Source organism: Streptomyces sp. NPDC048606 (assembly GCF_040650855.1).
In the GTDB taxonomy this organism is placed as follows: Bacteria; Actinomycetota; Actinomycetes; order Streptomycetales; family Streptomycetaceae; genus Streptomyces.
Window position 1 is genome coordinate 136,934 of the sequence record NZ_JBEZIB010000014.1, and the last position, 24,866, is coordinate 161,799.

24 protein-coding genes are annotated in these 24,866 nt (G+C 71.3%); 4 read left to right on the top strand and 20 right to left on the bottom strand.

All coding sequences use genetic code 11. The features are described 5' to 3' along the window. Positions 1-117 precede the first annotated feature (117 nt). Positions 118-798 carry a DUF2470 domain-containing protein gene (locus AB0D01_RS17860; RefSeq protein WP_363056173.1) on the top strand — a complete coding sequence of 227 codons (681 nt, stop codon included), beginning with the start codon at positions 118-120 and terminating at the stop codon, positions 796-798. Between the two features lie 10 nt (positions 799-808). On the opposite strand, the gene AB0D01_RS17865 is transcribed toward AB0D01_RS17860, so the two are convergent. From AB0D01_RS17865 to AB0D01_RS17885, 5 genes are all read right to left on the bottom strand, one after another. Next, a complete protein-coding gene (locus tag AB0D01_RS17865; protein WP_363056175.1) occupies positions 809-1,522 on the bottom strand; it encodes an HNH endonuclease family protein in 714 nt (237 codons plus the stop codon). A gap of 48 nt (positions 1,523-1,570) precedes the next feature. Further along, entirely contained in the window at positions 1,571-2,929 is a 1,359-nt protein-coding gene (locus tag AB0D01_RS17870) for a replication-associated recombination protein A (RefSeq protein ID WP_363056177.1), read from the bottom strand. A 102-nt stretch (positions 2,930-3,031) separates the two neighbouring features. Beyond that, positions 3,032-3,646 (bottom strand): vitamin K epoxide reductase family protein, encoded by a 615-nt coding sequence (locus AB0D01_RS17875; protein ID WP_363056179.1) that lies wholly within the window; start codon positions 3,644-3,646, stop codon positions 3,032-3,034. A 146-nt stretch (positions 3,647-3,792) separates the two neighbouring features. Beyond that, positions 3,793-5,055 (bottom strand): histidine--tRNA ligase, encoded by a 1,263-nt coding sequence (hisS, locus tag AB0D01_RS17880; protein WP_363056181.1) that lies wholly within the window; start codon positions 5,053-5,055, stop codon positions 3,793-3,795. Between the two features lie 10 nt (positions 5,056-5,065). Beyond that, the gene (locus tag AB0D01_RS17885) at positions 5,066-5,776 is read right to left on the bottom strand and encodes an MBL fold metallo-hydrolase (protein WP_363056183.1); all 711 of its coding nucleotides are present in this window, start codon (positions 5,774-5,776) and stop codon (positions 5,066-5,068) included. A 152-nt stretch (positions 5,777-5,928) separates the two neighbouring features. On the opposite strand from AB0D01_RS17885, the gene AB0D01_RS17890 reads away from it, so the two are divergent. The 3 genes from AB0D01_RS17890 (at position 5,929) to AB0D01_RS17900 (ending at position 9,594) form a co-directional block, all read left to right on the top strand. After that, positions 5,929-6,711: a peptidylprolyl isomerase gene (locus AB0D01_RS17890; RefSeq protein ID WP_363056185.1), complete on the top strand. Its 783-nt coding sequence runs from the start codon at positions 5,929-5,931 to the stop codon at positions 6,709-6,711. A 189-nt stretch (positions 6,712-6,900) separates the two neighbouring features. Beyond that, on the top strand, positions 6,901-8,130 hold the full coding sequence (locus tag AB0D01_RS17895) for a DUF349 domain-containing protein (RefSeq protein ID WP_363056187.1): 1,230 nt from the start codon (positions 6,901-6,903) through the stop codon (positions 8,128-8,130). A 330-nt stretch (positions 8,131-8,460) separates the two neighbouring features. Then, positions 8,461-9,594 (top strand): hypothetical protein, encoded by a 1,134-nt coding sequence (locus AB0D01_RS17900; RefSeq protein ID WP_363056189.1) that lies wholly within the window; start codon positions 8,461-8,463, stop codon positions 9,592-9,594. Between the two features lie 135 nt (positions 9,595-9,729). Here AB0D01_RS17900 and AB0D01_RS17905 read toward each other — a convergent pair whose 3' ends face one another. From AB0D01_RS17905 to pgsA, 15 genes are all read right to left on the bottom strand, one after another. Further along, on the bottom strand, positions 9,730-12,153 hold the full coding sequence (locus tag AB0D01_RS17905; RefSeq protein ID WP_363056191.1) for a bifunctional (p)ppGpp synthetase/guanosine-3',5'-bis(diphosphate) 3'-pyrophosphohydrolase: 2,424 nt from the start codon (positions 12,151-12,153) through the stop codon (positions 9,730-9,732). A 208-nt stretch (positions 12,154-12,361) separates the two neighbouring features. Further along, entirely contained in the window at positions 12,362-12,919 is a 558-nt protein-coding gene (locus AB0D01_RS17910) for an adenine phosphoribosyltransferase (protein ID WP_363056193.1), read from the bottom strand. Further along, positions 12,916-13,977: a protein translocase subunit SecF gene (gene secF / locus AB0D01_RS17915; RefSeq protein ID WP_363056195.1), complete on the bottom strand. Its 1,062-nt coding sequence runs from the start codon at positions 13,975-13,977 to the stop codon at positions 12,916-12,918. The genes AB0D01_RS17910 and secF overlap by 4 nt, the downstream gene beginning before the upstream one ends. A gap of 3 nt (positions 13,978-13,980) precedes the next feature. Beyond that, positions 13,981-15,786: a protein translocase subunit SecD gene (gene secD / locus AB0D01_RS17920; protein ID WP_363056197.1), complete on the bottom strand. Its 1,806-nt coding sequence runs from the start codon at positions 15,784-15,786 to the stop codon at positions 13,981-13,983. A gap of 150 nt (positions 15,787-15,936) precedes the next feature. Further along, entirely contained in the window at positions 15,937-16,401 is a 465-nt protein-coding gene (gene yajC, locus AB0D01_RS17925; protein WP_363056199.1) for a preprotein translocase subunit YajC, read from the bottom strand. A 164-nt stretch (positions 16,402-16,565) separates the two neighbouring features. Beyond that, the gene (ruvB, locus tag AB0D01_RS17930; protein WP_363056201.1) at positions 16,566-17,627 is read right to left on the bottom strand and encodes a Holliday junction branch migration DNA helicase RuvB; all 1,062 of its coding nucleotides are present in this window, start codon (positions 17,625-17,627) and stop codon (positions 16,566-16,568) included. Positions 17,628-17,680: 53 nt separating this feature from the next. Continuing rightward, positions 17,681-18,313 (bottom strand): Holliday junction branch migration protein RuvA, encoded by a 633-nt coding sequence (gene ruvA / locus AB0D01_RS17935; RefSeq protein ID WP_363056203.1) that lies wholly within the window; start codon positions 18,311-18,313, stop codon positions 17,681-17,683. Continuing rightward, positions 18,310-18,840 (bottom strand): crossover junction endodeoxyribonuclease RuvC, encoded by a 531-nt coding sequence (gene ruvC, locus AB0D01_RS17940; protein WP_363056205.1) that lies wholly within the window; start codon positions 18,838-18,840, stop codon positions 18,310-18,312. Before ruvC ends, ruvA begins: the two co-directional genes overlap by 4 nt. 132 nt (positions 18,841-18,972) lie before the next feature. Beyond that, positions 18,973-19,725, bottom strand: coding sequence for a YebC/PmpR family DNA-binding transcriptional regulator (locus AB0D01_RS17945; RefSeq protein WP_053786045.1), 753 nt, complete (start codon positions 19,723-19,725; stop codon positions 18,973-18,975). 57 nt (positions 19,726-19,782) lie between these two features. After that, positions 19,783-20,376, bottom strand: coding sequence for a pyridoxal 5'-phosphate synthase glutaminase subunit PdxT (pdxT, locus tag AB0D01_RS17950; RefSeq protein WP_363056207.1), 594 nt, complete (start codon positions 20,374-20,376; stop codon positions 19,783-19,785). A gap of 7 nt (positions 20,377-20,383) precedes the next feature. Next, entirely contained in the window at positions 20,384-21,301 is a 918-nt protein-coding gene (gene pdxS / locus AB0D01_RS17955; RefSeq protein ID WP_363056209.1) for a pyridoxal 5'-phosphate synthase lyase subunit PdxS, read from the bottom strand. Between the two features lie 165 nt (positions 21,302-21,466). Continuing rightward, positions 21,467-22,009, bottom strand: a complete 543-nt coding sequence (locus AB0D01_RS17960; protein ID WP_363056211.1) for a hypothetical protein — start codon at positions 22,007-22,009, stop codon at positions 21,467-21,469. Positions 22,010-22,106: 97 nt separating this feature from the next. Then, entirely contained in the window at positions 22,107-23,267 is a 1,161-nt protein-coding gene (locus tag AB0D01_RS17965) for a glycosyltransferase family 4 protein (protein ID WP_363056213.1), read from the bottom strand. Next, on the bottom strand, positions 23,267-24,169 hold the full coding sequence (locus tag AB0D01_RS17970) for a phosphatidylinositol mannoside acyltransferase (protein WP_363056215.1): 903 nt from the start codon (positions 24,167-24,169) through the stop codon (positions 23,267-23,269). Before AB0D01_RS17970 ends, AB0D01_RS17965 begins: the two co-directional genes overlap by 1 nt. Beyond that, positions 24,169-24,834, bottom strand: a complete 666-nt coding sequence (gene pgsA / locus AB0D01_RS17975; protein ID WP_363056217.1) for a phosphatidylinositol phosphate synthase — start codon at positions 24,832-24,834, stop codon at positions 24,169-24,171. The genes AB0D01_RS17970 and pgsA overlap by 1 nt, the downstream gene beginning before the upstream one ends. Between the last annotated feature and the right edge of the window lie 32 nt (positions 24,835-24,866).

Here is a 24,866-nt window from a genome sequence, read left to right on the forward strand (position 1 = left end):
AGGGAAGGCGTTCGGCAGCTCACCGGAGCCGAACGCGTACGAACCCTCGTAGAGTCCAACGCCTCAGTATCCCTCACGCTGCCGGGTGCTCTTGACCAGGCGGAGTTCGGGACGGGGATGCCGGTCGCACGGACCGTCACCCCGGACGGGGACGTGATCCTCCTCGTTTCCGGGGAATCCGCGGCTGCCAGGGCGGCCGCTCACGCCCAGGACGACGACCTCACGGCCGTGATCGAGATCACGGACGTGGCGCCGGTGTCCGTGCCCCATCGTATACGGGGTCGCGCCTGGCTGGCCGGGTGGCTGACGCCCGTACGCGGTGACGACCGCGCCCCCTGCGCCGCCCTCCTCGCCGAGCGGCAACCGGTGGGCGAGCTGCTCGGCATGTCCGAGTCCCTCGACGCCCCCCACACCGGCCGCCCCGCCTGGATGATGCTGCGCCTGGAGGTCGGCGAGATCTCCGTGGACGACCTGTGGGGCGCCGAGCGCGTGGACCCGGAGGAGCTGGCGGCCGCCGAACCCGACCCCGTCTCGGCCCACGAGGCGGAGCTGCTCCAGCACCTGCACTCCGCCCACGCCGAGCGGATCGCCGACCTGTGCGCGCTGCTGGGCGCCCGCGACACCGCCGGCATGACCGCCGTACCCCTCGCCCTGGACCGCCTCGGCCTGCGCGTGCGCTTCACCGGAGCGCCCGGCAGCGCCTCCTTCGACGCCCGCTTCGACTTCCCGGAGCCCGTGAAGGACATCTGCGGACTGCGGCGGGCCATGCACCACCTCTTCGCGGCCGCCTCTCACTAGGCGTACGGCACTAGGGAGGGCAGGCGGCCAGCAGCGCCCGGAGCGCCGACTGCTCGGGCGGGGTGACGGACAGCGCGTACTTCGCCTTGATGCCGACGTAGCGGCGCGCGTACTCGCACCGGTACGCCTGCCGGGGCGGCACCCACTTGTCGGCGGTCCTGCTGCCCTTGTCCTGGTTCGTCTGCTTGTCCACCGCGAGCAGGACGTCGAGGTCGTTCGCGTACTCCAGCCTGCGCCGCGGGGTCCAGGCGTACGCGCCGGCCCGCCAGGCCGCGCCGAGCGCCACCACGTGGTCCGTCTGGATCTGCGAGGCGCGCCGGTAGGAGTAGGGCAGCGCCTTGCCGGTGTACGGATCGTGCAACACCCCGGAGAGCACCACGCACGGGTTGCGGTCGCCCTCGCGCAGCTCGGCCAGGTCCCGCCGCAGCACGTCGTCCCGGGTGTCGCAGCCGTTGCGGCCGCCGATCGCGTCGGTCTCGTCCGACCAGGTGCGGCCGAACTCCTCCCGCCGGTACGTCTGCCAGTTCCGGCCCCACTCCACCTTCAGCCCCGCCAGCAGCCGCCCCGCCGTCGCCGCGTCCGGCGGGAATCCCGCGCTCGCGAGCGGCACCCGCGCCACGAGCCCCGCGGCGCTGGCCCGCGCCCGCGCGGCCTCGTCGTCGTGGTGGCATCCGGTGAGCGCCGCCACCACCGTCAGGGCCAGGAGCACGGCACGACGTCCCATGCCCGGAGCCTAGGTGCTCCCTCCCCGATCCCGCCCGATCCGCGCCGGTCAGGAACCCGAACCGCCCCGCAGGCGCTCACGGACCTTGTCCACCACGTCCGCGTACCGCGCCTCGGCGCCGTAGCGGGTGGGCTCGTAGTACCGCTTGCCGTGCAGCTCGTCGGGGGCGTACTGCTGCGCCGCGATGGCGCCCGGCACGTCGTGCGGGTAGACGTAGCCCACCGCGTGCCCCAGCTTGGCCGCGCCCTTGTAGTGCCCGTCGCGCAGGTGCGTCGGCACCGGACCGGTGAGCCCGGCCCGTACGTCGGCCAGGGCCGCGCCGATCGCCGTCGTGGCGGTGTTCGACTTGGGGGCCAGCGCGAGCGCGATCGTGGCGTGCGACAGGGTCAGGGCGGCCTCGGGGAAGCCGATCATCGCCACCGCCTGGGCCGCCGCCACCGCGAGCGGCAGGGCGCTCGGATCGGCGAGGCCGATGTCCTCGCTCGCGGAGATCATCAGGCGGCGCGCGATGAACCGCGGGTCCTCCCCCGCCTCGATCATCCGGGCCAGGTAGTGCAGCGCGGCGTCCACGTCGGAGCCGCGGATGGACTTGATGAGGGCGCTCGCCACGTCGTAGTGCTGGTCGCCGTCCCGGTCGTACTTGACGGCGGCCCGGTCGACGGCCTCCTCCAGGGTCTGGAGGGTGATCTCCGCCTCGCCCTTGGCGAGGGCCGAGCCCGCCCCGGCCTCCAGGGCCGTCAGCGCCCGGCGCGCGTCACCGCCGGCGATCCGCAGCAGGTGCGCCTCGGCGTCGGCCGGCAGGGTCACCGCCCCGCCCAGGCCCCGCTCCTCCGTCAGCGCGCGCCCCATCAGGGCGCTGAGGTCCTCGTCGGTGAGCGGTTCGAGGGTGAGCAGAAGCGAGCGCGACAGCAGCGGGGAGATGATCGAGAAGTACGGGTTCTCGGTGGTCGCCGCGATCAGGGTGACCCAGCGGTTCTCCACGGCCGGCAGCAGGGAGTCCTGCTGCGCCTTGCTGAAGCGGTGGATCTCGTCGAGGAAGAGGACGGTCTCCTTGCCGTACCCGCCGGCGGCCCGCTTGGCGCCCTCGATGACCGCCCGGACCTCCTTGACCCCGGCGGTGATCGCCGACAGTTCGACGAACCGCTTGCGCGTGGCCTGGCTGACCACGTAGGCGAGGGTGGTCTTGCCGATCCCGGGAGGACCCCAGAGGATCACCGACGAGGCCCCGGCCGGACCCCCGGCCCCCTCCCCCACCAGGCGGCGCAGCGGCGAGCCGGGCTTCAGCAGGTGCTGCTGGCCGACCACCTCGTCCAGGGTGCGGGGGCGCATGCGGACGGCGAGCGGCGAGCTCGCGGGGTCCTTCTCCCGGCGTTCCTCGGCGGCGGCGGTGAAGAGGTCTGGTTCCACACCGGAAGCCTATGCGAGGCCGCCGACAGCGCGGCCCCGGGCGACGGCGGCGGCCCCGGACGACGGGGTCGCCCCCGGGGCCGCCGGTCGCGCGCGATCGGCTCAGGAGGTCCAGAAGTCCCACCAGCGGGTCAGGATCAGCATGCCGATGATCCCGACGTGGAGCACGGGCAGGACCCAGGTGAACTCGTCGAGGAAGCCGCGCAGCCAACCGGGGGCGGGCAGCAGGCCCTGGCGCACGTTGTGGGAGGTCACGTACCAGAACATGACGATCGTGGCGACCCAGGCCAGGCAGCACCACAGGCACAGGGAGTTGATGTTGTACAGCGACTGGTACGTCAGCCAGGCGCAGAAGACGACGCCGAAGAGCATGCCCGCGTTGAGGGTGAGCCAGTACCAGCGGCCGAAGCGGGCGCCGGCCAGCAGGCTCATGCCGACGCAGATCACGATCCCGTAGGCGACGAGCCCCATCATCGGGTTCGGGAAGCCGAAGGCCGCCGCCTGCTCGCTCTTCATGATGTTGCCGCAGGAGACGATCGGGTTCAGGCTGCAACCCGGCGTGAAGTTCGGGTCCTCCAGCAACTTGAACTTGTCGATGGTGATCACCCACGCCGCGAGCAGTCCCGCCGCTCCGGTGATCACGAGCAGCAGGGCCAGGGCCCGGCCGCCGCCGTACGTCCGCGGTGCGGTGTCCGCCCCGGCAACCGTTGTCGTCATACCCGCCCGCTCCACATCTGCAAGGTCATCAAGCACCGGCCATTGTGCCGTACATGTCCGCTCCTCCACCGTTCGGTGGGGATAAGGAAGCGGGGCGGGGCCGGGGATCGTCTCCCCCGCCCCGCCCCGTTCCGGGACGGCCGCGATCAGACCAGACGGGCCTTGACCACCTCGACCAGGTCGGCCACGGCGACCGGGGTCTGCTCACCGGCCTCCATGTCCTTGAGCTGGACGACGCCCTCGGCGAGGTCGCGCTCGCCGGCCACGACGGCGAAGCGGGCGCCGGAGCGGTTCGCGTCCTTCATGGCGCCCTTGAGGCCCTTGCCGCCGTACGAGAAGTCCGCCGCGACCCCGGCCCGGCGCAGCTCGGTCACCTTGCCGAACAGCACCCGGCGGGCCTCCTCGCCCAGCGCCACCGCGAACACGGAGGTGGCGGCCGGGATGTCCAGCTCCACGCCCTCGGCCTCCAGGGCCAGGACGGTGCGGTCCACGCCGAGCGCCCAGCCGACGGAGGGCAGCGCCGGGCCGCCGATCATCTCGGACAGGCCGTCGTAGCGGCCGCCGCCGCCGACCGCCGACTGCGAGCCCAGGCCGTCGTGGACGAACTCGAAGGTGGTGCGGGTGTAGTAGTCGAGGCCGCGCACGAGCTTCTCGTCGTCCTCGAAGGCGACCCCGGCGGCCGTGATCAGCGCCCGGACCTCCTCGTGGTACGCCTTGCACGCGTCGCACAGGTAGTCCCGCAGCATCGGGGCGCCGACCAGCTGCTTCTGGACGTCGGCCCGCTTGTCGTCGAGGACGCGCAGCGGGTTGATCTCGGCCCGGCGGATGGTCTCGGCGTCGAGGTCGAGGCCGCGCAGGAAGGTCTGGAGGGCCTCGCGGTAGACGGGGCGGCACTCCTTGTCGCCGAGCGAGTTCAGCAGGATGCGGAAGTTCCGCAGGCCCAGCGAGCGGTACGCCTGGTCGGCCAGGATGATCAGCTCGGCGTCCAGCGCCGGGTCCTCGGCGCCGATCGCCTCGGCGCCGACCTGCGAGAAGTGGCGGTAGCGGCCCTTCTGGGGGCGCTCGTAGCGGTAGTAGGAGCCGGAGTACCAGAGCTTGACCGGCAGGTTGCCCTGCTTGTGGAGGCTGGCCTCCAGCGCGGCGCGCAGGACGGAGGCGGTGCCCTCGGGGCGCAGGGCGAGCTGGTCGCCGCCCTTGGTCTCGAAGGCGTACATCTCCTTGGAGACGATGTCGGTGGACTCGCCGACGCCGCGCGCGAACAGGCCCACGTCCTCGAAGCCGGGGGTCTCGATGTAGCCGTAGCCGGAGTTGCGCAGCGGGGCGGAGATGGCCTCGCGCACCGCCAGGTACTTGACGGAGACCGGCGGGATCAGGTCGTACGTGCCCTTGGGGGCCTTGAAGGTGCTCACGAAACTCTCGTCACATTCCTCGTCGTGGGGCGGCGGTGCCGTTCCCCAGGCCGGCGGCGACCTCCCGCAGGTACGGGTTGGTCGCGCGCTCGCGGCCGATGGTGGTCTGGGAACCGTGGCCGGACAGCACCACCGTCGAGTCGTCCAGGGGCAGGCACACGCGGGCCAGCGACTGGAGCATCTCGGCGTGGGAGCCGCCGGGCAGGTCGGTGCGTCCGATGGAGCCGGCGAAGAGCAGGTCGCCCGAGAAGAAGACGGGCGGGATGTCGGCCCGCTCGGGCATCCTGAAGGTCACCGACCCCTTGGTATGACCGGGCGCGTGCGCCACCGAGAACTCCATCCCGGCCAGCTTCAGGGTGCTTCCGTCGGTCAGCTCGCGGACGTCGTCCGGCTCGCCCACGGTCAGTTCCCCCATGAGCGGCTGCCCGATGGAGCGGCCCAGGGCCTTCTCCGGGTCGCTCATCATGTAGCGGTCCTCGGGGTGGATCCAGGCCGGTACGTCGTGTGCTCCGCACACCGGGACCACGGAGGCCACATGATCGATGTGGCCGTGGGTCAGGACGACCGCGACGGGCTTGAGCCGATGCTTCTTCAGCGTCTCCTCGACACCCTGGGTGGCCTGGTGGCCCGGGTCGATGATGACGCACTCCTCACCGGCGGCGGGGGCGACCAGGTAGCAATTGGTCCCCCAGGCCCCGGCGGGGAACCCGGCAATCAGCACGTTCGTCCTCAATCGTCGTCCGGCGGGAGGCAGCGGATCGGAATCTGCTGCTCAGAGCCTACCGGCGCCGCTCATTACACAGCGAACCCATATACGGTACGGCCTAACCGAGCCCGGACAGCGGTACCAGAGACGTACAAGGAGACGACCCGGTGGTCACGAGCGATCAGCGGCGGCGACAGCTCGCCAAGGAGAAATTCGAGCGCCAGCAGAAGCGCCGGGCGGAGGCCCGCCGCAAGGCGCGGCAGCGCTGGGCGATCGCGGGGGCCGCCGGGGCCGTGGTGGTGGCGACCCTGGTCGGCCTCGTCGTGGGCGGCGTCTTCGACTCGAAGGACACGAAGGACGCGGCGGCCGAGCCCTCGCCCTCGGCGTCCGCGCCCACCCCCAAGCAGTCGCCGTCCCCGGCGATGGCGATCGACGACAAGGCGAAGTACTCCTTCGACCTGAAGACGAGCGCGGGCGACGTCCGCTTCGAGATGGACGCGTCGAAGACCCCGCAGACGGTGAACTCCTTCAAGGCCCTGGCCGACAAGGGGTTCTTCGACAAGACGAAGTGCCACCGCCTGGTGACCGGCGGGATCAAGGTGCTCCAGTGCGGTGACCCGGAGGGCACCGGTCGGGGCGGTCCGGGCTACAACATCCCGGACGAGAACCTGGATTCCCTGGGCAAGCCGAACGAGCAGGGCCAGGTGGTGTACCCGGCCGGCACGGTCGCGATGGCCAACACCGGTCAGCCCGGCACGGGCGGCAGCCAGTTCTTCCTCGTCTACGAGGACAGCCCGCTGGCCCCCACCTACACCCCGTTCGGCAGGATCGACGCGGCCGGGCTGAAGGTCGTCCAGGAGATCGCCAAGGCGGGTACCGCCGACGGCGCCCCGGACGGCGCCCCCAAGACCCCCGTGACCATCGAGAAGGGCACCGTCACCAAGAACTAGACCGGGACCGGCGCCCCGGGACCGGCGGGCCGCGTGCCCGTACGTCGATATTGCGTCGTGCGGGATGCGGACAGCCGGCCCGGCGGTCGCCTATGTTGGCGTTGTGCAGGGCGGGCGGTGCCCGCCCCAGGAAACTGTGGACGATGCCCGGGGGCGAACCCCTCACGGGCATCAGGTGGAGGAGGCGCTGTGAGCAGCGACCCGTGGGGCCGAGTCGACGAGACCGGCACCGTGTACGTGCGTACTTCCGAGGGCGAGCAGGTCGTCGGCTCGTGGCAGGCGGGCACCCCTGAGGAGGCCCTGGCCTACTTCGAGCGCAAGTACGAGGGCCTGGTGGTCGAGATCGGCCTCCTCGAACGACGGGTGCGGACCACCGACCTGTCCGCCAAGGACGCCCAGACGGCCATCGACCACCTGCGCACGCAGGTGGACGAGCACCACGCCGTGGGTGACCTGGAGGCGCTGCGCGTCCGGCTCGACAAGCTGGTGGCGACGGTGGACTCGCGCCGTGAGGAGCGCAAGGTCCAGAAGGCCAAGCAGGCGGACGAGGCGCGGACCGCGAAGGACTCCCTGGTCACCGAGGCCGAGCAGCTGGCGCAGAGCGACCAGTGGCGCAGCGCCGGTGAGCGGCTGCGGGCCCTGGTGGACATCTGGAAGGGTCTGCCCCGGCTCGACCGCAAGTCGGACGACGAGCTGTGGCACCGCTTCTCGCACGCCCGTTCCGCCTTCTCCAAGCGGCGCAAGGCCCACTTCGCCGCCCTGGACGCCCAGCGCGAGGACGCCCGCAAAGCGAAGGAGAAGCTGGTCGCCGAGGCGGAGTCGCTGTCGAAGTCGACGGACTGGGGTCCGACGGCGGCCCGCTACCGCGAGCTGATGGACAGCTGGAAGGCCGCGGGCCGGGCGCAGCGCGAGGCCGAGGACGACCTGTGGAACCGTTTCCGCGGGGCGCAGGACGTGTTCTTCGCGGCGCGCGGCGAGGTCTTCGCGGAGCGCGACGCCGAGCAGGTCGAGAACCTGAAGCTGAAGGAGGAGCTCGCCGTCGAGGCGGAGAAGCTCGTCCCGGTGACGGACCTGAAGGCGGCCCGTGCCGCGTTCCGCTCCCTCAACGAGCGCTGGGAGGCCATCGGCCACGTGCCGCGGGACGCCCGTCCCAAGGTCGAGGGCCGGATGCACGCCGTGGAGCGGGCCATCCAGGAGGCCGAGGAGGGCGAGTGGCGGCGTACGAACCCGGAGGCGCGGGCCCGTGCGGCCGGTCTGACGGGTCAGCTGCAGGCGGCCGTCGACAAGCTGCGTGGGCAGATCGACGCGGCGCGCGCCGCGGGCAACAACGCGAAGGCCGACAAGCTGGCCCGGGAGCTGGAGGGTCGGCAGGCCCTGCTGGACCAGGCGCTGAAGGGTCTTGAGGAGTTCGGCGGCTGACGCCGGCCGCCTCGCGCCGCGGGCACCGTCGGACCTCTCCGGCGGTGCCCGTTCGCTTTCGCGGCGCGTCCGGCGGACGCGGCACCCGTATCCCGTACCCCATTTGTTACGTGGTCCGAACACAGGGTGCGCGCCGGCGGCACCTGACACCTGTGTACCGTTGTACGGTGCCGCAGGTGGCGGCCTTCTGCCGGGCGACGACCAGGATTGAATGTGACGCATACCCAGATACGCGCTGATGTCCCAGACGCACTACTCGTTGCCGAGCCGCTCACCAGCAAGAAGGACTCCGGCCTCCGAGGTGTCGGACGGCGCGTACGCGACAGCCTGGTGCGGGCCCGGAAGGCGCTGCTGATCCACATCGCGCTGCGCGCCACCGGACTGGCGGTCATGGCGGTCTGGGCCGAGCGCAAGGACGTGCGGCCTCTGGAGATCCTCGGCGGTCGCTGGGACGCGATCTACTACCTGCACATCGCCGAGAACGGTCTGACCACCCCGCTGGCGACCCCGTCGCCGTGCGCCTTCGCGGGGCCGAGCTGCCAGATGGCGTTCTTCCCCGTCTATCCGATGCTGACGCGCTGGACCTCGTACGCCACCGGGCTGCCCATGAACTGGGTGGGCATGGGGCTGGCCCTGCTCGCGTCGGTGGTCGCGGCCTGGGGCATCTTCGCGGTCACCGACAAGATCTACGGTCGTCGCGTCGCGCTCTTCACCTGCGCGCTGTTCGCGATCGTGCCGGCCGCGCTGGTCCAGTCGATGGCGTACACCGAGCCGCTGTTCCTGGCCCTGTCGGTGTGGGCGATGTACGCGGTGATGACGAAGTCCTGGTTGACGGCGGGCGTGCTGGCCTTCTTCGCCGGGGCCACCCGGCCGTCGGGTTCGGCCATCGTCGCGGCCGTGGTGCTGGCGGGCGTCTGGGAGTTCGTCCAGTGGCGGCGCGGTCGTCGTGCGCAGCGGCCGCCGGTGGGCCGGATCGTGGCGGCCTCGCTGATCGCCCCGCTGGGGTGGTTCGGTTACGTCGGCTACGTCGGCTGGCACTTCGGGCGCTGGGACGGGTACTTCGAGCTCCAGCGCCGTTGGGGTTCGGTCTACGACGGCGGCTTCGACACCCTGATCGAGCTGAAGAAGACCTTCACCGAGGTGCACACCACCCTCAACCACGTCGTGGTCTCGCTCACGGTGGTCACCGCGGTGGTGCTGTTCGTCCTGATGACGCGCAAGCGGCGGCCCCCGATGGTCGTGTGGATCTTCGCCGCGATGATCATGCTGATGGCGCTGGGCGGCGCGGGCTTCTACTTCTCGAAGATGCGCTTCATCATGCCCGCGTTCCCGCTGCTGTTCCCGTTCGCGCTGGCGCTGGCACGGGCCCGCCGGAGCACCGTGGTGTGGATCATCGGCTCCGCGACGGTGGTCTCGGCCCTCTTCGGCGGCAACCTGAACTTCGTCTGGTGGGGTTGTCCCTGATCCGACCCGGACGCCACCTGTCCTCGTGACGAAGGGCGCCACCCCCTCGGGGGTGGCGCCCTTCGCCGTTCCGGGACCGGGGCCGCGGTGGTACGAGGCCCGCGGCCCAGGGCCTCGGGCCTCGTACCTCGGTGCCTACGGCCTGCGGGCCGAGGTGACGCGGTAGACGTCGTAGACGCCCTCGACGCCCCGGACGGCCTTCAGGACGTGGCCCAGGTGCTTCGGGTCGCCCATCTCGAAGGTGAACCGGGAGGTGGCGACCCGGTCCCGCGAGGTCTGCACGGCCGCCGAGAGGATGTTGACGTGCTGGTCCGACAGGACCCGGGTGACGTCCGACAGCAGCCGGGACCGGTCCAGCGCCTCGACCTGGATGGCCACCAGGAAGACGGAGGACTGGGTCGGCGCCCACTCCACCTCCAGCATCCGCTCGGGCTGCTGCGAGAGGGAGTCCACGTTCACGCAGTCGGCGCGGTGAACCGATACGCCACTGCCGCGGGTGACGAACCCGATGATCGGGTCGCCCGGCACCGGGGTGCAGCAACGGGCCAGCTTCACCCAGACGTCGTCGACGCCCTTGACCACCACGCCGGGGTCGGCGCTGCCGCGCCGCTTGCTTCGCCCGCGCGCCGGCGGGATGCTCTCCTCGATGTCCTCGTTCGCGGCCTCCTCGCCGCCGAGGGCCTGCACGAGCTTCTGCACGACGCCCTGCGCGGCCACGTGGCCCTCGCCGATCGCCGCGTACAGGGAGGAGATGTCGGGGTAGCGCATCTCGTGCGCGAGGGTGACGAGCGAGTCGCCGGTCAGGATGCGCTGGATCGGCAGGTTCTGCTTGCGCATGGCCCGCGCGATGGCGTCCTTGCCGTGCTCGATGGCCTCGTCGCGGCGCTCCTTGGAGAACCAGGCACGGATCTTGTTGCGGGCCCGGGGCGATTTGACGAAGCCGAGCCAGTCGCGGGACGGGCCCGCGCCCTCGGCCTTGGAGGTGAAGACCTCGACGAGGTCGCCGTTGTCGAGGGTCGATTCGAGCGGTACGAGGCGCCCGTTGACCCGCGCCCCTATGGTGCGGTGACCGACCTCGGTGTGGACGGCGTAGGCGAAGTCCACGGAGGTCGCCCCGGCGGGCAGCGCGATGACGTCGCCCTTGGGGGTGAAGACGAAGACCTCGTTGCGGGAGAGGTCGAAGCGCAGCGAGTCCAGGAACTCGCCCGGGTCCTCGGTCTCCTTCTGCCAGTCGAGCAACTGCCGCAGCCAGGCCATGTCGTTGACGGTGTCCTGGCCGGCGCTGCCCTTGGCGGCCTGCGGGACGTCCGTGCGGACCTTGGAGGTGCCGGCGACGGTCTGCTGCTTGTACTTCCAGTGCGCGGCGATGCCGTACTCGGCGCGGCGGTGCATGTCGAAGGTGCGGATCTGGAGTTCGACCGGCTTGCCGCTGGGTCCGATGACCGTCGTGTGGAGCGACTGGTACATGTTGAACTTGGGCATCGCGATGTAGTCCTTGAACCGGCCGGGGACCGGGTTCCAGCGCGCGTGCACCGTGCCGAGGGCCGCGTAGCAGTCCCGGACGGTGTCCACGAGGACGCGGATGCCCACCAGGTCGTAGATCTCCGCGAAGTCACGGCCGCGGACGATCATCTTCTGGTAGACGCTGTAGTAGTGCTTGGGGCGGCCGGTGACCGTGGCCTTGATCCGGGCGGCTCTGAGGTCGGTCTGCACCTCGTCGGTGACGACGGCCAGGTACTCGTCGCGCTTGGGGGCGCGCTCGGCGACGAGCCGGACGATCTCGTCGTACATCTTGGGGTAGAGGATCGCGAAGGCGAGGTCCTCCAGCTCCCACTTGATGGTGTTCATGCCGAGGCGGTGGGCCAGCGGCGCGTAGATCTCCAGGGTCTCGCGGGCCTTCTTCTCCTGCTTCTCCCGCTTGAGGTAGCGCATGGTGCGCATGTTGTGCAGGCGGTCGGCGAGCTTGATGACGAGGACCCGGGGGTCCTTCGCCATGGCCACGACCATCTTGCGGACGGTCTCGGCCTGCGCCGCCTCGCCGAACTTGACCCGGTCGAGCTTGGTGACGCCGTCGACGAGCAGGGCCACGGCGTCGCCGAAGTCGCGGCGCAGCTGTTCGAGGCCGTACTCGGTGTCCTCGACGGTGTCGTGCAGCAGGCCCGCCATGAGGGTGGCGGGGTCCATGCCCAGCTCGGCGAGGATGGTGGTCACCGCGAGCGGGTGGGTGATGTACGGGTCGCCGCTCTTGCGCTTCTGACCGCGGTGCCAGCGCTCGGCGACCTGGTACGCCTGTTCGATCTGGCGCAGCGTCTCCGTGGAGATCTTCGGGTCGTTGCCGCGGACTATGCGGAGCAGGGGTTCCAGTACCGGGTTGTACGGGTTGGAACGCTGTACGCCGAGGCGTGCCAGCCTGGCGCGCACCCGGTTGGAGGACCCGGCCGGCTTCGCCGGAGCGGGCTTGACCGGCGGGGCCGGCGGGGGCGTGGCTGCGGCCGCCGCGGCCGCTTCGGCCTGCGGGTCGGGCTGCGCGGCGGAGAGTGGCTGGACCTCGTCTGGCAAGAGCGCTCCTCACGGGGGTCCCCCCAGACGGAGTCAGGGGGAGGATCCGGGGCCCCGGTCAGGTCCGGATAACCCATGGTAGCGAGGGTTCCGCCGGCCCGTTCCCCCGTGCCCGCCCCGCGGGACGGCGCCCTCGGCGCGGGGCCCGTACGACGAAGCGGCGGGCACCCGGGAGTCCCGGATGCCCGCCGCTTCGCGGTGCGCGGTGTCAGACCACGATGAGCGCGTCCAGCGGGGCGCCGGCGAGGGCGCCCGTGAGCTTCTCGCGGCCGGGGAGGAAGGACAGCTCCATCAGGACCGCCACTCCCGCGACCTCGGCGCCGGCCCGTCGGATCAGCTCCAGCGAGGCCTCGGCGGTGCCGCCGGTGGCCAGGACGTCGTCGATGACCATGATCTTGTCACCGGCCGACAGGTCCTCCGCGTGGACCTCGATCTCCGCGGTGCCGTACTCCAGCTCGTAGGCCTGGGAGAGCGTGGCTCCCGGGAGCTTGCCGGCCTTGCGGACCGGAACGAAGCCGATGCCCGCCTGGACGGCGACCGGGGCGGCGAGGATGAACCCGCGCGCCTCCAGGCCGACGATCTTCGTCGCGCCGTAGCGGCCCGCGAGGTCCACCAGCGCCCCCGTGAGGGCCGCGAAGGCCTTCGGGTCTGCCAGCAGCGGGGTGATGTCCTTGAACATCACCCCCGGCTTCGGGTAGTCCGGGACGTCCTTGATCCGGCTGAGCAGCAGCTCGCGGACCTCGGGGGAACAGGGCGCGGTGGTCACCGGCGACGCCTCCCCTGACCGCCCTGGCCCACGACCTCCGGCGAGTCCTCGCCGGTCTCGTCGACCTCGTCGGTGGACTCGCCCTTGGCACCGGCGGCCGCGCGCTTGGCGAGGACGCGCTTCTTCAGCGCCTTCATGGCCGGCTCGCGCTCCTTCAGGTCCGCGACCAGCGGGGTCGCGATGAAGATCGAGGAGTACGCACCGGCCGCGAGGCCGACGAACAGCGACAGCGAGATGTCGTTCAGCATGCCCGCGCCCAGGAAGCCGCCGCCGATGAACAGCAGGCCGGCGACCGGCAGCAGGGCGACGACGGTGGTGTTGATCGAGCGGACCAGCGTGCCGTTGATGCTGCGGTTGGCGATCTCGCTGTACGTGAAGCGGGTCTGCTTGGTGATGTCCTTCGAGCCCTCCTTCAGACCGTCGAAGACGACGACGGTGTCGTAGAGGGAGTAACCGAGGATCGTGAGCAGACCGATCACCGTGCCGGGGGTGACCTCGAAGCCCACCAGCGCGTACACGCCGACGGTGATCGTGAGGTCGTGGATCAGCGCGACCAGCGCGGCGACGGCCATGCGCCACTCGAAGGCGATGGCCAGGTAGATCACCACGAGGATCATGAAGATCCCGAGGCCCGTCCACGCCTTGTTGGCGATCTGCTCGCCCCAGCTCGGACCGACCAGGTCGGCGTTGATGTCGCCCGCGGGGACCTTGAGCTCGGTGGCGAGCTTCGCCTTGACGTCGGCCGCGGCCGAGGTGTCCAGACCGGAGATCTGGATGCGCAGGGCGCCGGTACCCAGCTCCTGCACGATCGCGTCGTGCCCCGAGACCTCCTCGGCGGTCTCCGTGGCCTTCGCCACCGAGACGGCCGTCTTCGGGGTGGTGAAGACGGCACCGCCCTTGAACTCGATGCCCATGTTGAGACCCTGGACGGCCAGGGCCACGATCGCCGTGATGGTGATCAGGATGGAAACGCCGTACCAGAGAAAGCGCTTGCCGACGAAGTCGTACCCGACCTCACCTCGGTACAGCTTGGCGCCGAGATCTCCCAGCTTCGACATCTCTCACGCCTCCTTTGCGTCGACGGGGGCGGGGACGGGACCGGTGCGGCGGGACCGGCGCAGCGGCGGCTTCGCGCCGAGACGCTCGGGGTCCAGCCCGGACCACGGGTGACCGCTCGAGAAGAACTTCGTACGCGCCAGCAGCGTCATGATCGGCTTGGTGAACAGGAACACCACGACCACGTCGAGCAGGGTCGTCAGACCCAGCGTGAAGGCGAAGCCCTGGACCTTGCCGACGGTGACGATGAAGAGCACCGCGGCGGCGAGGAAGGACACGAAGTCGGAGACCAGGATGGTGCGGCGGGCGCGCGGCCAGGCGCGCTCGACGGCCGGACGCAGGGTGCGGCCCTCGCGGATCTCGTCGCGGATGCGCTCGAAGTAGACGATGAACGAGTCCGCCGTGATGCCGATGGCGACGATGGCGCCACAGACTGCGGGCAGGTTCAGGGCGAAGCCGATGCCCTTGCCGAGCAGCGACATGATCGTGTACGTGAGGATCGCGGACACCATGAGGCTGACGATCGCGATGAACGCCAGACCGCGGTAGTAGACCAGCAGGTAGATCACGACGAGGATCAGGCCGATGGCACCGGCGATCAGACCGGCCTTCAGCTGCTCGCCGCCGAGGGCGGCGGTGACGGTGGTGACGCTGTCCTCGCTGAAGGAGAGCGGCAGGGCGCCGTAGGAGAGCATGTTGCCCAGGTCCTGGGCGCTCTGCTGGGTGAAGCCGCCGGAGATCTCGGCGTTGCCCCCGGTCAGCGCCTGGCTGACGGAGGGGTCGGAGATGACCTTGCCGTCGAGGACGATCGCGAACTGGTTCTGCGGGGACTGCTTGGTGGCGAGCTCACCGGTGATCTTGGCGAACTTGTCGGCGCCCTTGTCGGTGAACTGCATCGTGACGATCCACATGCCGCGCTGCGGGTCGATGACGCCCTTGGCGTCCTTCACGTCCTGGCCGTTGACCTGGGCCGGGCCCAGGACCCACTTGCCCCAGACGTCGCCGCGCTGGCCACAGGCCAGGACCGGGTCCTCGGGCCTGGCGCCCTTGCCCACGGCGGCGCGCTGGTCCTCCTTGGTGCAGTCCAGGGCGACGAAGCGGGCCTGGAGGTCGGCGACGGCGGGGTCCACGGGCGGCGCGCTCGGGGCGGGCGCGGACGCGGAGGGGGTCGCCTTGTTGTCGTCTGCCTTCTTCGACTCGCTCGCCGAGGGCGAGGGAGTGGGGGTGCTCGGGGCCTTGAGGGCCTCGCTGAGCACACGGCCCTGGGAAGTGGCGCTGGACGACGGGGTGGCCTGGCCGGAGGGCTTCGCGCCGCCTTCGGCCTTGGGGGCTCCGGACCCGCTCGCGGAGGGGGTCGGGGAAGCGGAGGTGCTCGGCTTCGGCTCGGGCGCCGCGGGGGCGCCGTCGGCGAAGGCCAGCACGGGGCGGAAGTACAGCTGGGCGGTGGTGCCGACCTGCTCGCGCGCCTGCTGCTCGTTCACGCCCTTGGGGATGTTCACGATGATGTGGTCGCGGCCCTGGGTCTGGACCTCGGCCTCCGAGACGCCGAGACCGTTGACGCGGCGGTCGATGATGCCGACCGCCGTGTTCATGTTGGTCTCGTTGATCGCGTCCGGTTTGCCGGGCTCGCTCTTGGCCTTGAGCGTGATGCTCGTACCGCCCGCGAGGTCGATCCCCAGACGCGGGGTCGTCTGCTTCGTGAGGAACATCCCCGCGGTGAGCGCCACCATCGCGATCAGGATGATGGCCAGGGCACGCCCCGGCCTCCCCTGAGCCCCCGTGGGCCGCCGGCCCTTCTTCGGTGCTGCCACCTTGTCGTTTCTCCCTGTCCAACCGTCCCGCGCCGGGTCAGCGCGCGGACGGCCACGAAATGTGTGGTGGGGACCCCTGCCCCCCGCAGAAGTTCACTGCGGGTACCGCGACGCCGCCGGTCGGACGTCGCCGCGGTCCCCGACCGGCCGCTACTTGGCGCCGGTCTCGCCGTCGGACTTGCCGTCCTTGGGCTCGTCGTCCTTGCCCAGGTCGAGCTTGGGGGTCTCGTCCGTACCGGAGTCCTTCGACAGGTCCGTCTTCGGGGACTCGGACTCGGTCAGCGAGGAGGCGTCGTCCGGGACGACCGGCGCGTCGCCGGTCAGGACGTCGGGCGTGCCGTGGACGATGCGGTTGTACTCCTCGTCCTCCAGCACGGCGCCGATGGCGTTCTTCGCGAAGATGGCGTGGACGCCGGGCGCCACCTCGAGGGTGACGGTGTCGTCACCGATCTCCTTCACCGTGGCGTACATGCCGCCGATGGTGCGGACACCGGTGCCGGGCGTCATTTCGTCGCGCATCTGCGCGGCCGCCTGCTGCTTCTTCTTGGCGGATCGGGTCATCAGGAACATCGCCCCGATGAGCACGATGAACGGGAGGAGTGTCACGAGATTCACGGGACGGAGATCCTTCGCACGACCGCACGGGAGACGGCCTTTTTCTACGGGGGTGGGCACGCCGACCCGAAGGGTCGGCATCGGCGGAGTCTAGGCGAGTCCGCACCGATGGAACAACGCCCAGCATGTCACCGCAGTTCCTGACCCGGGAAACGCCCGCGCCGTCAGGCCCCGAACAAGCCCTGTTGTCCGCTTGATCCACTCCCGGGGGCGGTGGGCGGGACGAGCCCCAGGTGGGCCCATGCCGCGGGGGTCGCGACCCGACCTCGGGGGGTACGGGCGAGCAGCCCCTCCCGGACCAGGAACGGCTCGGCGACCTCCTCGACGGTCTCGCGCTCCTCGCCGACGGCCACGGCGAGCGTCGACAGGCCGACGGGACCGCCGCCGAACAGCTTCAGCAGGGCCTCCAGCACGGCGCGGTCCAGCCGGTCCAGACCGCGGGCGTCGACCTCGTAGACCTGCAGGGCGGTACCGGCCACCTCGCGGGTGATCACTCCGTCGGCCCTGACCTGGGCGTAGTCGCGGACGCGGCGCAGCAGGCGGTTGGCGATGCGGGGGGTGCCGCGCGAACGGCCCGCGATCTCGGCGGCGCCGGCGGTGTCGATCTCCACGTCGAGGAGGCGGGCGGAGCGGTGGACGACGCGCTCCAGCTCCTCGGGGGCGTAGAACTCCATGTGCCCGGTGAAGCCGAAGCGGTCGCGCAGGGGCGGGGGCAGCAGGCCGGCCCGGGTGGTGGCGCCGACCAGGGTGAAGGGCGGCAGCTCCAGGGGGATGGCGGTGGCCCCGGGGCCCTTGCCGACGATGACGTCGACCCGGAAGTCCTCCATGGCCATGTAGAGCATCTCCTCGGCGGGCCGCGACATGCGGTGGATCTCGTCGAGGAAGAGGACCTCGCCCTCCTGGAGGGAGGACAGGATCGCGGCGAGGTCGCCGGCGTGCTGGATGGCGGGGCCGGAGGTGATCCGGATCGGGGCCCCCATCTCCGCCGCGATGATCATGGAGAGGGTGGTCTTGCCGAGGCCCGGGGCACCGGAGAGCAGGACGTGGTCGGCGGTGGCGCCGCGTTGACGCGCCGCCTTGAGGACGAGGTCGAGCTGTTGGCGGACCTTCTCCTGGCCGACGAACTCGCCGAGGTCCTTCGGACGCAGCGCCGCCTCGACGGCGGTGTCCTCGCCGTCCGCGGCGGGCGCCACGATCCGGTCCTCGCTCGCGTCATCCCAATTCACGGTGTCTGTCTGCCTTCTCGGTGCGTACGGGGGTCCCTGCGGCGGCGGCGCGCTCAGCGGGCCCGGTTCAGGGACTGGAGGGCGGCGCGCAGCAGCTGCGGCACGGGGGCGGAGCCGCCGGCGGCGATGGCCTCCTCGGCCTGCGGGGCGACGGCCGCGACCGCCTCGTCCGCGTCCCGGGGGGCGTAGCCGAGGCCGATCAGCGCGGCCTGGAGCTGTTCCGTCCACGGCGCGGGGCCGGTGGCGGCGGCCCGCTGGGCGCCCACGAGGCCGCTCGTGCCCTGGGGGGCGCCGAGTTTGCCCTTGAGTTCCAGGAGCAGCTTCTGGGCGCCCTTCTTGCCGATGCCGGGCACCGCCATGAGGGCCTTCTCGTCGCCCGTGGAGACCGCGAGGCGCAGCGCGTCGGGGCTGTGGGCGCCGAGCATGGCCTGGGCGAGGCGCGGGCCGACCCCGCTCGCGGTCTGGAGGAGCTCGAAGACCTGGCGTTCGTCGTCGTCGGCGAAGCCGTACAGGGTCAGCGAGTCCTCCCGGACGACCAGGGAGGTGGCCAGTCGGGCGGGCTCGCCGGTGCGTAGGCCGGCGAGGGTGTTCGGGGTGCAGTGGACGGCCATGCCCACGCCGCCGACCTCGATGACGGCCTGGGTGGGGGCGAGGGCGGCCACCTGGCCGCTGACGAAGGCGATCATCGGGTACGGCCTTTCGAGGCGTGCTGGGCGACCGCCTGCTGGAGGCGGCTCTGGGCGGGGGCCCGCCAGATGTGGCAGATGGCCAGGGCGAGGGCGTCGGCGGCGTCGGCCGGTTTGGGCGGCGCGGCCAGCCGCAGGAGTCGGGTGACCATGGCCCCGACCTGTGCCTTGTCCGCGCGGCCGGAGCCGGTCACGGCGGCCTTGACCTCGCTGGGGGTGTGCAGGGCGACCGGTATGCCGCGGCGGGCGGCGCACAGCATGGCGACGGCGCTGGCCTGGGCGGTGCCCATGACGGTGCTGACGTTGTGCTGGCTGAAGACCCGTTCGACGGCGACCACCTCGGGGCGGTGGGTCTCGATCCACTCCTCGATGCCGCGTTCGATGGCGACGAGCCGGTCGCCGAGCTCGGCCTCCACGGGCGTGCGCACCACGCCGACGCCGATCATCGTCAGGGGTCGGCCGGCGACTCCCTCGACGACCCCGACACCGCATCGGGTCAGTCCCGGGTCCACACCGAGTACGCGCACCGCCCACCCCCTTCGTCGATCGCCTGTGCGTGTGCGTGCAGGCTATCGGGCGCCACCGACAACGGGCGCCACCGACAGAGCGACGGGCCGACAGGGTGTGCCCTGTCGGCCCGTCGTGTGGATCCGGGGAGGTCAGGCGTCGACCTTCTCCATGACCTCGTCCGAGACGTCGAAGTTGGCGAAGACGTTCTGGACGTCGTCGCTGTCCTCCAGCGCGTCGATCAGCTTGAAGATCTTGCGCGCGCCCTCTTCGTCGAGCTCGACCTGCATGGTCGGCAGGAAGTTGGAGTCGGCCGAGTCGTAGTCGATGCCCGCCTGCTGGAGCGCGGTGCGGACCGCGACCATGTCGGTGGCCTCGCTGATGATCTCGAAGCTGTCACCGAGGTCGTTGACCTCTTCGGCACCGGCTTCGAGCACCGTCTCCAGGACGTCGTCCTCGGAGAGCTCGCCCTTGGGCAGCAGGACGACGCCCTTGCGGTTGAACAGGTACGAGACCGAGCCCGGGTCTGCCATGGAGCCGCCGTTGCGGGTCATGGCGACGCGGACGTCGGAGGCGGCGCGGTTGCGGTTGTCGGTGAGGCACTCGATGAGCACCGCGACGCCGTTCGGACCGTAGCCCTCGTACATGATCGTCTCGTAGTCGGCGCCGCCGGCTTCGAGACCGCCGCCGCGCTTGACCGCGGAGTCGATGTTCTTGTTCGGGACCGAGCTCTTCTTGGCCTTCTGAATGGCGTCGAAGAGCGTCGGGTTGCCGTCGATGTCGGCGCCGCCCATGCGGGCCGCGACCTCGATGTTCTTGATCAGCTTCGCGAAGAGCTTGCCGCGCTTGGCATCGATCACGGCCTTCTTGTGCTTCGTCGTAGCCCATTTAGAGTGGCCGGACATCCGCCTGTCTCCTTCGCGTAACCAACAGTGTTCGTCTCCGATCCTACCGGGAGCTCGTCAGAGCCCCGCGCGCACCATGTCGACGAAGTACGCGTGGACGCGGTCGTCGCCGGTCAGCTCGGGGTGGAAGGACGTCGCCAGCACGTTGCCCTGGCGTACGGCGACGGTGTGGCCGTCGTACGTCGCGAGCACCTCGGCGGCGGCGCCGACCGACTCGACCCAGGGGGCGCGGATGAAGACGCCCTCGACGGGTCCGCCCTCTATGCCGGCGAAGTCGATCTTCGCCTCGAAGGACTCGTTCTGCCGACCGAAGGCGTTGCGGCGCACGATCATGTCGATGCCGCCGAGCGTCTCCTGGTCCTCACGGCCGTCGAGCAGCTTGTCGGCGAGCATGATCATGCCGGCGCAGGTGCCGTAGACCGGCATGCCGGCCTTCACGCGCTCGCGCAGGGGCTCCAGCATGCCGAAGAGCACGGCGAGCTTCGACATCGTCGTGGACTCGCCACCGGGGATCACCAGGGCGTCGACCTCGGCGAGTTCCTCGGGGCGCCGGACCGGCCTGGCCACGGCGTCCGCCGCGGCCAGGGCGATCAGGTGCTCCCGGACGTCGCCCTGGAGGGCCAGGACACCGATCACGGGGGTGTTCGTCATGTCCGTACTACCAGCCGCGGTTGGCGTAGCGCTCGGACTCGGGGAGGGTGTCGCAGTTGATGCCGACCATGGCCTCGCCCAGGTTGCGGGAGGCGTCCGCGATGACCTTCGGGTCGTCGTAGAAGGTGGTGGCCTTCACGATGGCGGCGGCGCGCTTGGCCGGGTCGCCCGACTTGAAGATGCCGGAGCCGACGAAGACGCCCTCGGCGCCGAGCTGGCGCATGAGCGCGGCGTCGGCCGGGGTGGCGACGCCACCGGCGGAGAACAGCACGACCGGGAGCTTGCCGAGCTCGGCGACCTCCTTGACCAGCTCGTACGGGGCGCGCAGCTCCTTGGCGGCGGCGAACAGCTCGTTGTTGTCGTAGCCGCGCAGGCGGGCGATCTCGTTCTTGATCTGGCGCAGGTGACGGACGGCCTCGACGACGTTGCCGGTGCCGGCCTCGCCCTTCGAACGGATCATGGCCGCGCCCTCGGCGATGCGGCGCAGGGCCTCGCCCAGGTTGGTGGCGCCACAGACGAAGGGGGTGGTGAAGGCCCACTTGTCGGAGTGGTTGACCTCGTCGGCCGGGGTCAGGACCTCGGACTCGTCGATGTAGTCGACGCCGAGGGACTGGAGGACCTGGGCCTCGACGAAGTGGCCGATGCGGGACTTGGCCATGACCGGGATGGAGACGGCGCCGATGATCTCTTCGATCATGTTCGGGTCGGACATGCGGGCCACGCCGCCGTCCTTGCGGATGTCGGCCGGAACCCGCTCCAGGGCCATGACGGCCACGGCACCGGCGTCCTCGGCGATCTTCGCCTGCTCGGCGTTGACCACGTCCATGATCACGCCGCCCTTGAGCTGCTCGGCCATGCCGCGCTTGACGCGGGAGGTGCCGATGGCCGACTCAGCGGACGGGGAAGAGGTGGGAAGCGTGCTCACGGGTTGACCTCACTCGAAAGGAAGACGGCGGTACCACCGGTCTGACGGGTGGCACGGGTTCTACCTGGCCGAGAAAACCTCACCGACCAGTCCACTGCAAGGGCCAATGTGGAGCCGGTGGCTCTTCGACTTGTCCCCCGCGGCCCTGGACCCCGCTCCCGATCCTCAGGCGGGCCGGTCCGCCAGGTCTACCGGAGGCTCGTCGTCCATTTCGAAGGCGAGCGGGAACGGGGCGTGTCCCGCCAGCCTGAACCATCGGACCTTGCGGTGCCGGCGGAGCGCGCGGGCGGCCCGGACGGCGTCGTTCAGGAACCGGCGCGCCATCGGGACCCGGCGCACGGCGGCCGCCAGTTCCTCGGCGGCGGCCTCTCCCCCGGGCGCCGCCTTGAGCACCTCGACCTGGTCGGCGTCGGCGAACACCGCGCGCAGGGCCTGGCTCAGCTCGCTCTCGGCGACCTCGCGGTGTTCCTCCTCGGCCTGCCGGGCCGCGTGCGCGGCCTCGTACAGCACCAGCGAGGAGGCGGGGTCGAGCGCCCCGGAGGTCGCCACCTCCAGCACCACCGACGCCCGCCGCACGAGCTGCGCGTCCAGCGCCGCCCGCGCGGCGTCCATCCGCGTGTGCAGCCGGTCGAGGCGCCCGGCGGTCCAACTCAGATAGACCCCGACGACGCCCAGCGCCACCGCGATCCAGACAAGGTTTTCGATCACGGGCGGCGACACTACCCGGCCGGCCCCGCGCCCCGCTCACCCCGCCCGCCCGCGCGACCCCGCGGGCGGACGGGCCGGCGGGCGGGCCGGCGGGTCGTCAGTCCCGGGAGAAGCCCAGGCGGGTGCGGAGCGGGACGCGTTCGTCGGTGGCGACGGCGGCCGCGCCGTCCGTGACCGTCTCGTACACCGCGAGGATGTCCGCGCCGACCGTCGACCAGTCGAAGCGGCGTACGTGCGCGGAGCCTCGCTCGCCCAGCTCCGCGCGCCGGTCCGGGTCGCGCAGCAGGGCCACGGCCGCCGCCGCGAGCGAGACGGGGTCCTCGTTCGCGAACAGGTCGCCCGCCGCGCCCTGGTCGAGGACCTGCGCGAAGGCGTCGAGGTCGGAGGCCAGGACGGCGGCGCCCGCCGAGAGCGCCTCCACCAGGATGATGCCGAAGCTCTCGCCGCCGGTGTTGGGGGCGACGTAGACGTCGACGCTGCGCAGCAGCCGCGCCTTGTCCTCGTCCGAGACCATGCCGAGGAACTCGACGCGGGAGCGCAGGTCTTCGGGCAGGGAGGCCACCGCCTCCTCCTCGTCGCCCCGGCCGGCGACGAGCAGGCGTACGTCGGGGCAGGCCTCGACGATGGCGGGGAAGGCGGCCATGAGCACCGGCAGGCCCTTGCGGGGTTCGTCGATGCGGCCGATGAAACCGAGGGTCTGCCCGCCCCATTCGGGCTTCGGGTCGGCCTTGGCGAAGAAGTCCACGTCCACGCCGTTGGGGATGACCACGGCGTCGCCGCCGAGGTGCTCGACGAGCGTGCGGCGCGCGTACTCGCTGACCGCGATCCGCGCGCTGATCTTCTCCAGCGCGGGCTGGAGGATCGGGTACGCGGCGATCATGGCCCGGGAGCGGGGGTTCGAGGTGTGGAACGTCGCCACGATCGGCCCCTGCGCCGCCCAGCAGGACAGCAGCCCGAGCGAGGGCGAGGCGGGTTCGTGGATGTGGATCACGTCGAAGACCCCGTCGTGCAGCCAGCGGCGCACCCGGGCGGCGGAGAGGAAGCCGAAGTTCAGGCGGGCGACGGACCCGTTGTACGGCACCGGCACCGCCCGTCCCGCCGAGACCACGTAGGGCGGCAGCGGGGTCTCGTCGTCGGCCGGGGCCAGCACCGACACCTCGTGGCCCAGGCGGATCAGGTGTTCCGCCAGGTCACGGATGTGGAACTGGACGCCGCCCGGGACGTCCCACGAGTAGGGGCACACGATGCCGATCTTCACTACGGGCGTTCCTCCAGGTCGTCGAGCCACAGGCGCTGCAACATGTGCCAGTCCTGGGGGTGCTCCGCGATCCCCAGGGCGAAGGCGTCGGCCACCGTCTGGGTCATGGCGGCGGTCTTCTCCGCGCGCGTGCCCGTCTTCGGCACCTCCACCTCGGGGTGGACGCGGCCGTACATGTGCGGCGTGTCGCCGTAGTACAGGGTGACCGGGAGCAGGATCGCCCCGGTCTGCTGGGCGAGGAGCGCGGGCCCGGCCGGCATCCGCGCCGCGGCGCCGAAGAAGTCCACCTCGACGCCGGAGGCCGACAGGTCCCGGTCGGCGACCAGGCAGACCAGGCCGCCGGAGCGCAGCCGGCGCGCGAGGGTGCCGAAGGCGGCGCCGCCGTTGTGCGGCAGGACCTCCATGCCCAGGCTCTCGCGGTAGGCCACGAAGCGGTCGTAGAGGGATTCGGGCTTGAGGCGCTCGGCGACCGTGGTGAAGGGGACGCCGAGGTGGCTCGTGACCCAGGCGCCGGCCAGGTCCCAGTTCGCCAGGTGCGGCAGGGCCGCGACGACCCCCCTGCCCGAGGCTATGGCCTCGCGCAGGATGTGGTCGTCCTGGAGGCGGACCTCGCGGGCGAAGCGGGCGGGGTCCATCGCCGGCAGGCGGAAGGACTCCATCCAGTAGCGCATGTACGAGCGCATGCCCGCGTGCGACAGCTCGCGCAGCCGTTCGGGCGAGGCGTCCGGCACGACCCGCGCCAGGTTCGACTCCAGGCGCAGCACGCTCTTGCCGCGCCGTTTCCAGGCCACGTCCGCGATCTTGCGGCCGAGGGCCACGGCGGCGGGCTCGGGGAGCTTCTTCACCCCGGCCCAGCCGAGCCCGTAGACCCCGTCGATCAGTTTGTCGCGTGCCGTCCCCATCAGCGGGAACCCCCTTCGGTGCCGGTCCCGGCGGCGTCGGCCTCGGCGGCCTCGCGGCGTACGGTGACCACGCGCTGGATCAGCGTGACGAGCGAGCCCACCGCGACGATCCACAGGGCGGCGGGGAGCAGCACCCCGATCCACGAGGGGACGCCGAAGGTCTGGAGGCCGGAGAGGCCGGCGGCGACGAGCGAGATCACCAGGCGTTCGGCGCGTTCGATGAGCCCGTTGACGGCGACCGGCAGTCCGATCGACTCGCCGCGGGCCTTGGTGTAGGAGACGACCTGGCCGCTGGCCAGGCAGAAGATGGCGACGGCGCACAGGGCGTTGTCGTTGCCGGAGCCCGCGTACCAGAGCGCGAGGCCGCCGAAGATGGCGGCGTCGGCGACCCGGTCGAGCGTGGAGTCGAGGAAGGCACCCCACCGGCTGGAGGTTCCGGCCTGGCGGGCCATGTTGCCGTCCACCAGGTCGGAGAAGACGAAGAGGGTGATGGTGATCGTGCCCCAGAAGAACTCGCCCCGGGGGAAGAAGACCAGCGCTCCCGCCACCACTCCGGCGGTGCCGATGAGGGTGACCGCGTCCGGGCTCACCCCCCGACGGAGCAGAAATGCGGCGAACGGCGTGAGAACACGCGTGAAGAACGCACGCGCGTACTTGTTCAGCATGGCCTTCCCGGAGGGTCGCTGGGCCGTACGGC